Source organism: Kosakonia arachidis (genome assembly GCF_900116535.1).
GTDB classification, from domain to species: domain Bacteria; phylum Pseudomonadota; class Gammaproteobacteria; order Enterobacterales; family Enterobacteriaceae; genus Kosakonia; species Kosakonia arachidis.
This window is the reverse complement of record NZ_FPAU01000003.1, coordinates 489,329-504,238: the sequence shown is the minus strand read 5'-3', so window position 1 is coordinate 504,238 and position 14,910 is coordinate 489,329. Positions and strand designations below refer to the sequence as shown.

Genomic DNA, 14,910 nt, shown 5'->3' with positions numbered 1-14,910 from the left:
TATAGATTATGCACCATGTTGTCTCTGCTACCACAAATCCCGCGAAAATTCGGGCTATTCTGCACGCTTTTAACGAGATCTTCGGCGAAGGATCCTGCCATATAGAATCTGTCTCCGTCGATAGCGGCGTGCCTGAACAGCCATTAGGCAGTCAGGAAACGCGGGCTGGCGCACGTAATCGCGTCGACAATGCCCGCAAGCTACGGCCTGACGCCGATTTCTGGGTTGCCATTGAAGCAGGGATTGATGAAGGCAGTACGTTTAGCTGGGTCGTCATCAAAACCTCAGAAATGCAGGGCGAAGCGCGCTCAGCCACGCTGCCGCTGCCAGAGACTATTTTGCAGAGAGTGCGCGCTGGTGAAGCGCTCGGACCGGTGATGTCACACTACACCGGTATTGATGAAATTGGCCGTAAAGAGGGTGCTATCGGCGTTTTCACTGCAGGTAAACTGACCCGCGAGAGCGTTTACCATCAGGCGGTAATTCTGGCGCTAAGCCCGTTTCATAACGCAGTTTACCGCTGATCGTTCAGCAGTGTCTGCTCAAGCCACAGTCGCAAATCGGCAGGTGCCGCTTTCAGGCTGTTTGAGCCGCGGGTAATGGTCGCAATACCCGCGCCCAGTTCGCTTTTCAGCTCGCGCTGACTCATCTCGCCGCGCAACAACTCTTCGATAATTCGCACCCGTGTCCCCAACGACTCGCGCTCATCAGGCGTAAGCATCAGATTAAGCAACGGAAGATGCAGATCCTTTTCATATGACTGCCTGACCAACTCGACAAAGCGTCGCCACTCCTGGTCGCGCTGTTCGGCCATTGCTGCTGAATAAGGAGATTGCTGAGTCATAGTTTTCCGCCATTCGTTGGTTTCGGAAGCCTGTTTAGAGGCTTCCGAAAAGAGTGTACTCGTTAAAGAGTACACAGCATAGCATAAACCTTAGAAATCAGTAATGGCGCTGCCATTCGGCGTCAGTAAAGATGACCGGTTTGCCACCATCAAGGAAATAACGGTAGTAAGCATCGTAAGTGAGGACGTTTTTCACGTAACTGCGGGTTTCTGAGAATGGAATACTCTCCACAAACGCCACGGCATCCAGTTTTCCGGCGCTGTTGTTCAACCAGCTACGAACCCTGCCCGGCCCGGCGTTATAGGCCGCCGAGGAGAAAATCCTGTTGTTGCCGAACTGCTGATAAACATATTGCAGGTAGCTGGTGCCAATATTGATGTTGGTTTCTGGATCGAAAAGCTGGCTGGCATTGCGATAATCGGCAATGTTAAACATCTTCACTGTATGGGTGGCGGTGCCGGGCATAATCTGCATTAACCCGCTTGCGCCGACCGGCGAACGCGCCGCTGGATTCCACGCACTCTCCTGACGAGAAATCGCCATCGCATAGCTCTGGCTAATGGCTTTACCATTAGTGTAACGCGCATACAAATCACTGTAGGCCAGCGGGAATCGCTCCTCCAGGTGATCCCACAATTTACCGGCAATGGTGGCTTGCACACTGAGATCCCACCAATGCTGGTTGAATGCATAGCGCGCCAGTTGCGCCTGCTGTTGCGGCGGGCGGCTGGTGACCAGATTAGCCCATTCACTGCGGGCGGTATTATCCAGCCCCCAGTACATCAATTCGCGCACCCGAGCCATTTCCGCGCCCTGAACCAACGCCGGATCGGGATTACCTTGTACTTTATCGATCTGGAGTTGGTAATCCTCCCCTAAACGCTGCGCTGCCGCCATCGGGTAAAAACCGCGCTGCTGCATCAACGCATGCAGGATCGATTTGGCCTCTTCATCGCGGTCGCGCTCCAGCAACAAATCTGCCTGCCAGTAACGCCACTCATCTTTCTCTTTCGCTTCCATTGGCAAACGGGAAAGCCAGGTATTCAGACCGCGACGATCGCCTGCGCCGATCGCCATCCGTACCCGCCGCTCCAGAAGCGATGTGGATTGCGAACGCATCACCGCATCATCTCGCCAACGCGCCTGTTCACTGGTGACGTCATTCCCCATCAAGCGCCAGGCGACAATATCACGTAGCGTCTGAATTTGATCCTCCGTCAGTTGCTGCGCTTGCGCCAGTGAAGGGATCAGCAAACGGGCATTTTCCACATCCTGTCGAGCAACGCTTTCAAACGCTTCTGCCGCCATTTGTCGAGTGAAGTCGGTCGCGCCGGTGGTGGTGGCAAACGTCATGACGCTGTTGGGATTGTTGGCAAGGTTAATGATGGCCTGAGAGATAGTTTGATAATCAGCGGGCATCTGCCCGGCCAGCAGCGTCACCAACTGCGTATTACCGGCTTTCATGGCCAGTCGGATGCGTTCAAGGAATGCCAACGGATCCTGCTTTCCGGAAGCGCGCCATGCACCAAACAACCGGTCACAGGCATTCGGTTGGCTTTTACCGCTCAACCAGAGCTCTTTTGCTCCCGCCCACGCCTCATCTGCCTGCCCGGTATTCCACTTGGCGAAATAGTAGTTACATTGCGCTTCGGTAGTGGCGGGTTTCTCCGGACTGAAAGCCAGCAGCCCGCGCCAGTCTTCACGCCGCGCCAGTTCGTTAACAAAACGGGATTTCAGCGTGCGTGCTGGCGGCAACGTCGGGTTCTGCTGCACGAAGTTAGTCACAGTGATAGCCGGTTGATTCATCAGATCGTCGGTAATCTGGCGATATTGCAAATAGGGATACAGCGGATAATCAGTCAGCGTGGGCAGCAGTTGCTGCACGACATCCATTTGCTTGTTATCCCATGCGCTTTTGATCTGCGCATAACGGTTACGTTGCTCATCCAGTGAATCTGCGCGCGCCATATTGCTGAGGGACAGCAAACAAACGCAGGCCGCCGCAAATCGCCAGGCGGCATGTTTAGCTCTCTGCACAGCTCTTTCCTCTTTCTGTCACATTATTGGCAGCATCATGCCGCATAATGCGTTAATGCTAACCGGGCATGCCGCTACGCGCCATGTTCTGCACACTTTTTTACCTTTTTGTGGTGATTTAACTGTGTGGGCGCTGTTGGCTGGGATTAAGCGTCGAAAACCGCTACACTCCGCTGTTGAATACTACTCTCATGACAAAGAGGCGAAGTCCAACGTGGCTCAATTCGTATATACCATGCATCGTGTCGGCAAAGTTGTCCCGCCGAAACGTCATATTCTGAAAAATATCTCGCTAAGCTTCTTCCCGGGCGCAAAAATCGGCGTGCTGGGTCTTAACGGTGCCGGTAAGTCTACCCTGCTGCGCATTATGGCCGGCATCGATACAGATATCGAAGGTGAAGCACGTCCTCAGCCCGGCATCAAAATTGGTTATCTCCCGCAGGAACCACAACTGAACCCGGAGCATACTGTCCGTGAATCGGTTGAAGAAGCCGTATCCGAAGTAGTTAACGCGCTGAAAGGCCTGGATGAAGTGTACGCGAAGTACGCGGAACCAGATGCGGATTTCGACAAGCTGGCCGCGCAGCAAGGTAAGTTTGAAGAGATTATCCAGGCGCACGACGGCCACAACCTGAACGTGCAACTGGAGCGCGCAGCGGATGCCCTGCGTCTGCCAGACTGGGATGCTAAAGTCGCTAATCTTTCCGGTGGTGAACGCCGCCGCGTCGCGCTGTGCCGCCTGCTGCTCGAAAAGCCGGACATGCTGCTGCTCGACGAACCAACTAACCACCTTGATGCTGAATCCGTTGCATGGCTGGAACGCTTCCTGCACGACTTTGAAGGCACCGTGGTGGCGATCACCCACGACCGTTACTTCCTGGATAACGTTGCAGGCTGGATCCTTGAGCTCGACCGCGGTGAAGGCATTCCGTGGGAAGGCAACTACTCCTCCTGGCTGGAACAAAAAGATCAGCGTCTGGCGCAGGAAGCCTCTCAGGAAGCGGCTCGCCGTAAATCTATTGAGAAAGAGCTGGAGTGGGTTCGTCAGGGTGCGAAAGGTCGTCAGTCAAAGGGCAAAGCCCGTCTGGCGCGCTTTGAAGAACTTAACAACACGGAATACCAGAAACGTAACGAAACCAACGAACTGTTTATTCCGCCTGGAGCACGCCTGGGAGACAAAGTGGTTGAAGTCAGCAACCTCAGCAAATCCTATGGCGATCGCCAGTTGATTGACAATCTGTCCTTCTCCGTACCGAAAGGTGCAATTGTCGGCATCATCGGTCCAAACGGCGCAGGTAAATCGACGCTGTTCCGTATGATGTCCGGTCAGGAGCAGCCGGATAGCGGCACTATCACCCTGGGTGATACCGTGAAACTGGCCTCGGTTGACCAGTTCCGCGACGCGATGGATAACAGCAAAACCGTGTGGGAAGAAGTTTCCGGCGGACTGGATATCATGCGTATCGGCAATACCGAAATGCCGAGCCGTGCTTATGTTGGTCGCTTTAACTTTAAAGGCACAGATCAAGGTAAACGCGTGGGCGAACTCTCAGGCGGTGAGCGCGGTCGTCTGCACCTGGCGAAGCTGCTACAAGTAGGCGGCAACGTGTTGCTGCTTGATGAACCAACCAACGACCTGGATATCGAAACGCTGCGCGCGCTGGAAAACGCCCTGCTCGAATTCCCGGGTTGCGCGATGGTTATCTCGCACGACCGCTGGTTCCTTGACCGTATCGCCACTCACATTCTGGATTACCAGGATGAAGGTAAAGTCGAGTTCTTCGAAGGTAACTTCACCGAATACGAAGAGTATAAAAAACGTACGCTTGGCGCTGAAGCGCTGGAGCCAAAACGTATTAAATACAAACGTATCGCTAAATAAGCATCATCAAAAAAGCGGATGGATTTCCCATCCGCTTTTTCCCTTTACCCAACACTCTTTCCCCGAAACGTACAGAGAACTCACCGGTTACGGCGAAACACCAGGTGGCTATATTCAATGCAGATCATTACGGAAATGCATATTTAAAATGCACTGTACGCACGCTTCGCTTATGCACCCATCAATTTCTTAACTAACTCAACACACTGCAGAAACCGAGAATCATAATCAGCCGATTCGACGCGGACAAAATCAATATGGTTCTCCTGTAACATGGAAACCAACAGATCCTGAAACTCTTTCCGGTCAACCGAACTGCCCAGACTTCTTAAACCATCATTCACCCACGGTGTATTATTTTCCAACAGGATCACTAAATCGAAGCGATATTCATCAATTAACGCCTGTACGAAGGGATGTTCACGCCCCTCATATTTTTTGCAAAATGCCTGCGTGGTGACAAAGTCAGTATCGATAAAAGCCACTTTATTCGCATATTTCACCGCGAAATCGATATATTGCGCATGGCCTAAAGCAATTTTATCGTAATCAGAATATTGCAGCGCAATTTCATCGCCGCCAAGATGAGAAAATACATAGTCCCGGCCATATTCCCACGCGCTGGTCGTATTAAAAATATTGGCGAGTTTATTCACCAGCGTCGATTTACCGCTGGATTCACCGCCCAGAATAGCCACCGTGCGGACAAAGAAAGGTTTTACTTCCGTCGGAATATAATCCCAGTAGCGGAATGGATTTTCGCGAATCTGCGAACCGCTGATATTCATAAACGTACGCTGCGGATCCACCAGAACGGCCTCAATCCCCAAATGTTGCAGATACTGAGGAGCATCAGCCTCTTCCGAAGTGTAGATCCAGTTTGGCGTGATGCCTTTCTCTGTCATAAACGCTTTGATGCCTTTACTCCAGACATCCCAGCCATGCGGATACGGCTCCATGCCCTCTTCATTAAAAGCATGAATACGAATATTTTTCTGATACTTAAAGGTTTGCAGCAGCCAGCGTAGCCGATCGCTGACCGTCGGCTGCTGCGACATCGCGCTGTCTTCAAACAGCTCGCGATCGCGTGTTTCGTCGTAGCCGAGAATAATGTGCAATTCGTCAACCTGACTACAGGCGCGCTGGATCAAATAGATATGGCCGGTATGCAGCGGATAAAACTTACCGAATACCACACCAATATTTTTCTGCCGTCGGGGAAACTCAAGGTCAAGGAAGCGGTGCAACGCCTCCAGCTTTTGCGCGCTCGGGCTTTTAATCTTCGCATTCAGCAGTTGACTTAAATAGCCTTTGGTCATACCGCTCGCATCTGCCACTTGTTGTAACGTGCAGCCCTTCTGCCGAATAGCGGTTTTTAAATAATCAAATGACGACATTGTTGCCTCCTGCAAAAATCTTTAGCCAATTATAAGTCGTCAAAGACGCTTAGCGCATCAGAGAGCTTCTTCACGCCGAAAATCTGCATTCCTTCCGGCACTCTTTTCGGCACATTTGCCGCCGGAACAATCGCGCGGCGGAAACCGTGCTTGGCCGCCTCGGAAATACGCTCCTGACCACTCGGCACTGGACGGATCTCACCGGCCAGCCCCACTTCGCCAAACACCACCAGGTCCTGCGGCAGCGGTCTGTCGCGCAGGCTGGAAACCATCGCCAGCAGTAGTGCCAAATCTGCACTGGTTTCGGTCACTTTTACCCCACCGACAACGTTCACGAACACGTCCTGATCCGCCATCTGCAAGCCGCCGTGGCGATGCAACACCGCCAGCAGAATCGCCAGGCGGTTCTGCTCCAGACCAACCGCCACGCGGCGCGGGTTCGACATCATCGAGTGATCCACCAGCGCCTGGATCTCAACCAGTAGCGGGCGCGTCCCTTCCCATACCACCATCACAGAGCTGCCGGAGGTCACTTCATCTCCGCGGCTAAGAAAAATGGCCGAAGGGTTACTGACTTCACGCAGCCCCTGCTCAGTCATTGCAAACACGCCCAGCTCATTTACGGCACCAAAGCGGTTTTTGTGGCTACGTAAGGTGCGAAAACGGGAATCGGCATCGCCGTCGAGCAGCACTGAGCAATCGATACAGTGCTCCAGCACTTTTGGTCCCGCCAGCGAGCCATCTTTCGTGACATGGCCGACCATAACAATCGCCACTCCGCGGGTTTTTGCGAAACGCGTCAGATAGGCCGCCGTCTCGCGCACCTGCGCAACGCTGCCGGGCGACGACTGAATGTCCGCCATATGCATCACCTGAATCGAGTCGATCACCATCAATTTGGGTTGCTCTTCATCGGCAATCATGCAGATTTGCTCGATGCTGGTTTCCGAAAGCATATTCAGGTTGCCCGTCGGCAGCCCCAGGCGATGGGCGCGCATCGCAACCTGTTGCAACGACTCTTCACCGGTGACATACAGGGTTTTCATCTGTTCAGAGAGCTTACACAGCGTCTGCAACAGCAACGTTGACTTCCCCGCGCCCGGGTTACCACCAATCAGAATGGCGCTTCCCGGCACGACGCCGCCGCCGAGCACGCGGTCAAACTCTTTAAAACCGGTCGAAAAACGCGGCAGCTCTTCCAGGCTGATTTCCGAAAGTTTCTGCACTTTCGGGACGCCCGCGCTCCCGGCATAGCCGGAGAGACGCTCATTACGCGCCACTGTGGGCGAAGCGGCCACACGGATTTCAGTAATGGTGTTCCATGCCTGGCAGGCGCTACACTGCCCCTGCCAGCGCGGATAATCCGCGCCGCATTCATTACAGACAAACGCACGTTTGGGAGCTTTCGCCACAATCACCTCTACTTCTTATTGATACTGCCGGAAAGAATACAAAATACGCCCATCAGGTCGGCGTGACGAATGGAGACTTCCGCTTTCTCATTCACTTTGGGTTTAGCGTGGAAGGCGATACCCAACCCGGCGGCTTTGATCATTGGCAGGTCATTCGCGCCATCGCCAATGGCGACGGTTTGTGTGGCAGGAATCTCGTACTTCTCAGCCAGCGCTTTCAATGTGTTGGCTTTGTAGTGGGCATCGACGATATCGCCCAGCACCTGGCCGGTGAATTTGCCGTCCATGATCTCCAGCTCATTTGCTACTGCCGCCGTGAGGTGCAGCTTGTCGCGCAGGTAATCCGCAAAGAAGGTAAAGCCGCCGGAGGCAATCGCCACTTTCCAGCCCAGCGTCTCCAGCTTCAACACCAGTTGCACCAGACCCGGCATCAGCGGCAACGATTCGCGCACCTGCATCAGGATATTGGCATCCGCCCCTTTCAGCGTTGCCACGCGGCTGCGTAGGCTGGCGGTGAAATCAAGCTCGCCGCGCATCGCACGTTCGGTCACTTCCGCCACCATCTCACCCGTACCGGCAAGCTTCGCAATCTCGTCAATGCACTCAATCTGAATCGCGGTGGAATCCATATCCATCACCAGCAGCCCTGGCGAGCGCAAATGCGGGATTTTACCCAGCGGCGCAACATCCATGCCTTCGTCATGCGCCAGACGCGAAGCGCGCGGCGTTAATGAACCCGCCAGGCGGATCACCTGATAATCCTCGACGCACCAGGCCGCAACAATCACCATTGCCGCGCCCAGTTTGCGCTGGTAGGTCGTCAGGCGCGTTTTATCGAGATGACGACCATACAGGAGCCAGCCGCTTCGGCCAGCATGATAGTCCAGAGGCATAACCTCATCACCACTTAAAGAGAGCGGCAACCCTGGCCACTGAGAAACATCGTCGGGCAGATCGCACCAGGTCAAACTGTTAAGCATTAAAGCTCCTGTAAAAACATTCGCGCCAGAAAGCATCGGAGGGGAAAATAACGCATGAGGCTACCTTGTAACCAGCGCTTCTGGCAACATTAAGCCTCAAATTTTCAACAGGTGGAATATGGCACGCGCAAAACTTAAATTTCGGCTGCATCGCGCCGTAATCGTCCTCATCTGTCTGGCATTGCTGGTCGCTCTGATGCAGGGCGCGTCCTGGTTCAGCCAGAACCATCAACGCCAGCGTAATCCACAGTTTGAAGAGCTGGCCAGAACCCTGGCACGTCAGGTGACGATCAACCTTACGCCACTGATGCGTACCGAAACACCGGACGAAAAACGGATTGGTGTCGTGTTACGCCAGCTTACGGAAGGGAGCCGGATCCTCGATGCCGGCGTGTATGACGCGCAGGGCGATCTTATCGCACGTTCGGGCGAAAGCGTTGACGTTCGCGATCGGCTGGCGCTCGACGGCAAGAAAGCCGGCGGCTATTTCAATCAACAAATTGTCGAACCCATTCAGGGGAAAAGCGGCCCGCTGGGTTATCTGCGCCTGACGCTGGATACCCACACGCTGGCGACAGAAGCCCGTCAGGTGGATAACACCACGAATATTCTGCGTCTGATGCTGCTGCTGTCGCTGGCCATTGGCGTCGTGCTGACGCGTACCCTTTTGCAAGGCAAACGCACTCGCTGGCAACAATCGCCGTTCCTGCTAACGGCTAACAAATCCGTGCCGGAAGAAGAAGAGCACGGAAAGAAAGAGTAGCGGTTGCAGCGAATGGCAACCTATTGAAAAATTAAAGAAAGGAAATCGGCTATGTCGACGCTTCGTCTGCTTATCTCTGAATCTTACGATCCGTGGTTCAATCTGGCCGTGGAGGAGTGTATTTTCCGTCAGATGCCCGCCACCCAACGCGTACTGTTTTTATGGCGTAATGCCGATACAGTGGTTATTGGCCGGGCGCAGAACCCATGGAAAGAGTGCAATACGCGGCGCATGGAAGAAGACAACGTGCGGCTGGCCCGACGCAGCAGCGGTGGCGGCGCGGTTTTCCACGATCTTGGCAACACCTGCTTTACCTTTATGGCCGGGAAACCCGAATACGACAAAACTATCTCTACGGGGATTGTGCTCGCGGCGCTGAATGCGCTCGGCGTAACGGCAGAAGCCTCCGGGCGTAACGACCTGATCGTGAAGACCGCAAAAGGCGACCGCAAAGTGTCTGGCTCAGCCTACCGGGAAACCCGCGATCGCGGCTTCCACCACGGCACGCTGCTGTTAAATGCCGATCTCAGTCGTCTGGCTAACTACCTCAATCCGGACAAGAAAAAACTGCAAGCGAAAGGCATTACCTCCGTGCGCGGACGCGTCGCCAACCTGGTGGAATTACTGCCGGGCATCACTCACGAGAAAATTTGTCTGGCAGTAACGGAGGCCTTCTTTGGCCACTACGGCGAACGCGTTACAGCCGAAATTATCTCGCCGGAAAAAACGCCAGATCTGCCCAATTTCGCCGAAACCTTTGCCCGCCAAAGCAGTTGGGAGTGGAACTTCGGTCAGGCGCCAGCCTTCAGTCATTTACTGGATGAGCGCTTTACCTGGGGAGGCGTGGAGCTACACTTCGACGTTGAGAAAGGCCATATCACCCGCGCGCAGGTATTTACAGACAGCCTTAACCCGGCACCGCTCGAAGCGCTGGCGGCACGGTTACAGGGCTGTCTGTATCGGGGGGATATGCTGGCACAGGAGTGCGATGCATTACGGGGCGATTTTGCGGATCAGGAACAGGAATTGCGCGAACTGTCGGCGTGGATTGTCAAAGCGGTGCGTTAACTACAAACGCCCGACGGCACAGCTTTTATCTGGCCCAGGGAATGCAGGCCGGGTAGGGTATCACCTCCACCCGGCACGACAAAACGTTACGCTTTATCGCCCAGCAGGACAGATTCCAGCGCAATTTTGATCATGTCATTAAACGTTGTCTGACGCTCAGCTGCGGTGGTCTGCTCGTGGGTGCGGATATGATCGGAAACAGTGCAGATAGTCAGCGCTTTCGCACCGAATTCTGCCGCCACGCCATAGATACCCGCCGCTTCCATTTCCACGCCGAGAACACCGTATTTCTCCATCACATCGAACATTTCGCCGTCCGGAGAATAGAACAGATCGGCAGAGAACAGGTTCCCCACGCGCGCGTCAACGCCCAGCATTTTCGCCGCATCTACTGCGTTACGCACCATGTCGAAATCAGCAATCGCCGCAAAGTCATGATCTTTAAAACGCATGCGGTTTACTTTGGAATCTGTGCAGGCACCCATACCAATCACGATATCACGCAGTTTCACATCCATGCGCACCGCACCACAGGAACCGACGCGAATGATTTTCTTCACGCCGAAATCGGTGATCAGCTCTTTGGTATAGATGGAGCAGGACGGAATACCCATACCATGACCCATTACCGAGATTTTGCGGCCTTTGTAAGTACCGGTATAACCCAGCATGCCGCGCACGTTGTTCACTTCGCGGTAATCTTCGAGGAACGTTTCGGCAATATGCTTCGCACGCAGTGGATCGCCCGGCATCAGCACAACATCCGCGAAATCGCCCATTTCTGCATTAATATGTGGGGTAGCCATCGTTAATTCCTTTATGTCGTTAGAACAGAAAGGGCGGGAAGCTCCCGCCCAAAATCATCAGAACATGGCTTTGCCATAGTCCATATCAGAAACGCCAAAGTATTTCGCCAGCGTCTGACCAATGTCCGCAAACGTTTCACGGTGGCCAAGTGAACCGGGTTTCACTTTCGGGCCGTAAACCAGCACCGGAATGTGCTCACGGGTATGATCGGTACCTTTCCAGGTAGGATCGCAGCCGTGATCGGCGGTAAGTATCAGGATATCGTCCTCACCCACCAGCGACATCAGTTCCGGCAGACGACGGTCAAACAGCTCCAGCCCGCCCGCATAACCGGCGACATCGCGGCGATGGCCCCATGATGAGTCAAAATCAACGAAGTTGGTAAAGACAATTGTCTTATCACCAGCTTCTTTCATCTCTTTCACGGTGGCGTCAAACAGCGCATCCAGCCCGGTGGCTTTCACTTTTTTGGTGATACCACAATTGGCATAGATATCGGCGATTTTGCCCACGGAAACCACATGGCCATCTTTCTCTTCCACCAGTTTTTGCAGCACGGTTGCTGACGGCGGCTCGACGGCCAGGTCATGGCGGTTACCGGTGCGCTGGAAGTTCCCCGCTTTATCACCGACAAACGGACGCGCAATGACGCGACCAATGTTGTAATTACCTTCGGTCAACTCTTCGCGCGCGATTTCGCACAGTTCATACAGCTTATCGAGACCAAATGTCTCTTCATGACAAGCAATCTGGAAGACAGAGTCCGCAGAGGTGTAGAAAATCGGCTTACCGGTTTTCATATGCTCTTCGCCCAGTTGATCAAGGATCACCGTCCCGGAAGAGTGGCAGTTGCCGAGATAACCCGGCAGATTTGCGCGTTCTACCAGTTTATCCAGCAGCGCCTGCGGGAAGCTGTTTTCGGTATCGCTAAAGTAGCCCCAATCGAACAGCACCGGTACACCCGCGATTTCCCAGTGGCCTGACGGCGTATCTTTACCGGAAGAGAGCTCATGCGCCCACGCATAGGCGCCGGTGATTTCTGCGTTACCGTCCATCCCGGCAGGGATAAAACCGGTCGCACCCTCATGGGCTTTCGCCAACCCAAGACGGGTCAGATTAGGGAGATGCAACGGCCCTTTACGCCCGGTATCGGCTTTACCTTTCGCGCAGACTTCAGCGATATGGCCGAGCGTGTCGGAACCCACGTCGCCGAAACGCTCCGCGTCTTCAGTCGCGCCGATGCCGAAAGAGTCCAGCACCATAATAAATGCACGTTTCATATGTTCTCCGTACCTTGTGCTTTGTAAAAAAGCGATCAGATCAGTATACCGCTATTCAGTAATGCGTCGATAGACCGTTGGTGTCTCTTTTGCGGCGGTGTCGCCCACAATGAGGGCGGCCTTCACCGCCTGCGCGGCGTCCTGCCAGCTAGCTTCATCCTTCGCGTGAATGACTGCCAACGGGCGCTGCCCATCCACGCGATCGCCCAGACGCACCATATCGGTAAAGCCAACGCTGTAATCGATGCTGTCTGTTGCCTGGCGACGACCGCCTCCCATTGACACTACCGCCATGCCCAGCGCGCGAGTATCCATTGCGGTAATGAAGCCTTCGTCGTCGGCGTAAACGGCTTTGCTCAACGTGGCGGAGGGCAGATATTTGGCATAGTTCTCGACAAAATCCGTCGGCCCTTTCTGCGCCGCGACCATGCGGCCAAAGATCTCTGCCGCTTTTCCGTTATCCAGCACCGCTTGCAATTTCGCCCGGGCCTGCGCGTCATCTTTCGCCAGCTTGCCGGAAATCAGCATCTCCACACACAGCGCCATCGTGACATCAAACAAACGCGGGTTACGGTATTCGCCAGTGAGGAATTGCACCGCTTCACGCACTTCCACCGCATTGCCTGCACTGGAAGCCAGCACCTGATTCATATCGGTCAGCAGTGCGGTCGTACGAACGCCTGCGCCATTCGCCACGCCCACAATCGCCTCCGCCAGTTGTTCAGAGAGTGCATAACTCGGCATAAACGCGCCACTGCCGACTTTCACATCCATCACCAACGCATCAAGACCTTCAGCCAGTTTTTTCGCCAGAATGGAAGCAGTGATCAGCGGAATCGAGTCCACCGTCGCGGTGATATCGCGGGTAGCATAGAAACGTTTATCGGCCGGTGCCAGTGAGTTGGTCTGGCCGATAATCGCCACACCAACATCCTTAATAATGTCGCGGAAGCGGCTATCGTCCGGGAAAATGTCGAAGCCGGGAATGGCTTCCAGTTTATCGAGTGTGCCGCCGGTATGCCCCAGCCCACGCCCGGAAATCATCGGAATATACCCACCGCAGGCAGCAACCATCGGGCCAAGCATCAATGAGGTCACATCCCCGACGCCACCAGTAGAGTGTTTATCAACAATTGGGCCATCGAGATCAAGGTGTTTCCAGTCCAGAACCGAACCAGAATCGCGCATTGCCATGGTCAACGACACGCGTTCTGGCATGGTCATATCATGGAAAAAGATGGTCATGGCAAGCGCGGCGATCTGGCCTTCAGAAACAGTGTTATCGCGAATTCCGTTGATAAAGAAACGGATCTCTTCATCACTCAGTGCGAGACCATCGCGTTTTTTACGAATAATTTCTTGAGCGAGAAACAAGGTAACCCCCTGCGGAATGATACGACCGGGTGACCAAAGTGACCCGGCAAAACATGGTGTCATCAGCCTATACCGCCGGATGGCGGCGATACCTTATCCGGCCTAAAGAGATGCAGGCCCGGAAAATACAGCCATCAGTAGCTGCTTGCACTCTTACCGTCGCCATGTCCCAGTGCTTTCAGCAGGCTTGCCAGTAGGCTGGACGCGCCAAAACGATAGTGACGGGCATCGGCCCAGTCAGCGCCAAACAGTTCATCGGCAATCGCCAAATAGTGCTGTGCATCTTCCGCGCTGCGCACGCCACCCGCCGGTTTAAAACCCACGGTTTTCTCAACGCCCATATCGCGGATCACTTCCAGCATGATGCGCGCGCTTTCCGGCGTAGCATTAACCGGTACTTTCCCGGTTGAAGTCTTGATAAAGTCAGCGCCCGCTTTAATCGCGATTTCTGACGCCTTACGGATCAGTGCTTCTTCTTTCAGTTCGCCAGTTTCAATGATCACTTTCAACAGCACGTTGGCTGCGGCACACGCCTCTTTACAGGCTTTGACCAGATCAAAACCGACGCGCTCATTACCGGCGATCAGCGCGCGGTACGGGAATACCACGTCAACTTCATCCGCACCGTAGGCAATTGCCGCGCGGGTTTCAGCCAGCGCAATATCGATATCATCGTTACCGTGCGGGAAGTTGGTTACCGTCGCGATACGCACGTCCGGTGTTCCCTGTGCGTTCAGCGTCTTACGCGCAATTGGGATGAAACGCGGATAGATACAAACGGCGGCGGTGTTCCCTACCGGGGTTTTGGCCTGATGGCACAGCGCAATGACTTTCTCGTTGGTGTCATCATCGTTCAGGGTGGTCAGATCCATTAATTGCAACGCACGCAGGCTGCTTGCCATTAAATCACTCATATTCTCTCCGACGGCGTAATGCCGATTTTCTGTTCGGGCTTGTTAATATTTTAACATTAACCCACGGTTACACTTCGACACTCATCACAGTTAATGAAAACTTAATTCATGCTTGCAAGACCATAATGAGACATTCATCAAACTTTAAAAC

13 protein-coding genes are annotated in these 14,910 nt (G+C 54.0%); 4 read left to right on the top strand and 9 right to left on the bottom strand.

Annotation, left to right across the window (positions count from 1 at the left end):
• Positions 1–8: 8 nt before the first annotated feature.
• Positions 9–524, top strand: coding sequence for an inosine/xanthosine triphosphatase (yjjX, locus tag BM427_RS14080; RefSeq protein ID WP_090122428.1), 516 nt, complete (start codon positions 9–11; stop codon positions 522–524).
• On the opposite strand, the gene trpR is transcribed toward yjjX, so the two are convergent.
• Entirely contained in the window at positions 515–844 is a 330-nt protein-coding gene (gene trpR, locus BM427_RS14075; protein ID WP_007373056.1) for a trp operon repressor, read from the bottom strand. The two genes, yjjX and trpR, sit on opposite strands and share 10 nt — an antisense overlap.
• 97 nt (positions 845–941) lie before the next feature.
• Entirely contained in the window at positions 942–2,882 is a 1,941-nt protein-coding gene (gene sltY, locus BM427_RS14070) for a murein transglycosylase (RefSeq protein WP_090122425.1), read from the bottom strand.
• Between the two features lie 214 nt (positions 2,883–3,096).
• Here sltY and ettA point away from each other — a divergent pair, with 214 nt between their 5' ends.
• Complete coding sequence (ettA, locus tag BM427_RS14060; protein WP_090122423.1) at positions 3,097–4,764, top strand: energy-dependent translational throttle protein EttA; 1,668 nt, start codon at positions 3,097–3,099, stop codon at positions 4,762–4,764.
• A gap of 170 nt (positions 4,765–4,934) precedes the next feature.
• Here ettA and nadR read toward each other — a convergent pair whose 3' ends face one another.
• The 3 genes from nadR to serB are packed head-to-tail and all read right to left on the bottom strand — an operon-like array spanning position 4,935 to position 8,553.
• Complete coding sequence (gene nadR / locus BM427_RS14055; protein WP_090122422.1) at positions 4,935–6,161, bottom strand: multifunctional transcriptional regulator/nicotinamide-nucleotide adenylyltransferase/ribosylnicotinamide kinase NadR; 1,227 nt, start codon at positions 6,159–6,161, stop codon at positions 4,935–4,937.
• A gap of 29 nt (positions 6,162–6,190) precedes the next feature.
• On the bottom strand, positions 6,191–7,573 hold the full coding sequence (gene radA / locus BM427_RS14050) for a DNA repair protein RadA (RefSeq protein ID WP_090122775.1): 1,383 nt from the start codon (positions 7,571–7,573) through the stop codon (positions 6,191–6,193).
• An 8-nt stretch (positions 7,574–7,581) separates the two neighbouring features.
• Positions 7,582–8,553, bottom strand: coding sequence for a phosphoserine phosphatase (gene serB, locus BM427_RS14045; RefSeq protein ID WP_090122421.1), 972 nt, complete (start codon positions 8,551–8,553; stop codon positions 7,582–7,584).
• 118 nt (positions 8,554–8,671) lie between these two features.
• Between serB and BM427_RS25380 the strand changes: the two genes are divergently transcribed.
• Complete coding sequence (locus BM427_RS25380; protein WP_139234414.1) at positions 8,672–9,316, top strand: YtjB family periplasmic protein; 645 nt, start codon at positions 8,672–8,674, stop codon at positions 9,314–9,316.
• Between the two features lie 51 nt (positions 9,317–9,367).
• Positions 9,368–10,384 (top strand): lipoate--protein ligase, encoded by a 1,017-nt coding sequence (gene lplA / locus BM427_RS25375; RefSeq protein ID WP_139234413.1) that lies wholly within the window; start codon positions 9,368–9,370, stop codon positions 10,382–10,384.
• 86 nt (positions 10,385–10,470) lie between these two features.
• Here the strand turns inward: lplA and deoD are convergent, their stop codons facing one another.
• The 4 genes from deoD to deoC all read right to left on the bottom strand — a co-directional run bounded on the left by deoD (position 10,471) and on the right by deoC (position 14,759).
• Positions 10,471–11,190 (bottom strand): purine-nucleoside phosphorylase, encoded by a 720-nt coding sequence (deoD, locus tag BM427_RS14035; protein WP_090122419.1) that lies wholly within the window; start codon positions 11,188–11,190, stop codon positions 10,471–10,473.
• A 57-nt stretch (positions 11,191–11,247) separates the two neighbouring features.
• Complete coding sequence (deoB, locus tag BM427_RS14030; RefSeq protein WP_090122418.1) at positions 11,248–12,471, bottom strand: phosphopentomutase; 1,224 nt, start codon at positions 12,469–12,471, stop codon at positions 11,248–11,250.
• A 51-nt stretch (positions 12,472–12,522) separates the two neighbouring features.
• Complete coding sequence (gene deoA / locus BM427_RS14025) at positions 12,523–13,845, bottom strand: thymidine phosphorylase (protein WP_090122417.1); 1,323 nt, start codon at positions 13,843–13,845, stop codon at positions 12,523–12,525.
• Between the two features lie 134 nt (positions 13,846–13,979).
• Complete coding sequence (gene deoC / locus BM427_RS14020; RefSeq protein WP_090122415.1) at positions 13,980–14,759, bottom strand: deoxyribose-phosphate aldolase; 780 nt, start codon at positions 14,757–14,759, stop codon at positions 13,980–13,982.
• Between the last annotated feature and the right edge of the window lie 151 nt (positions 14,760–14,910).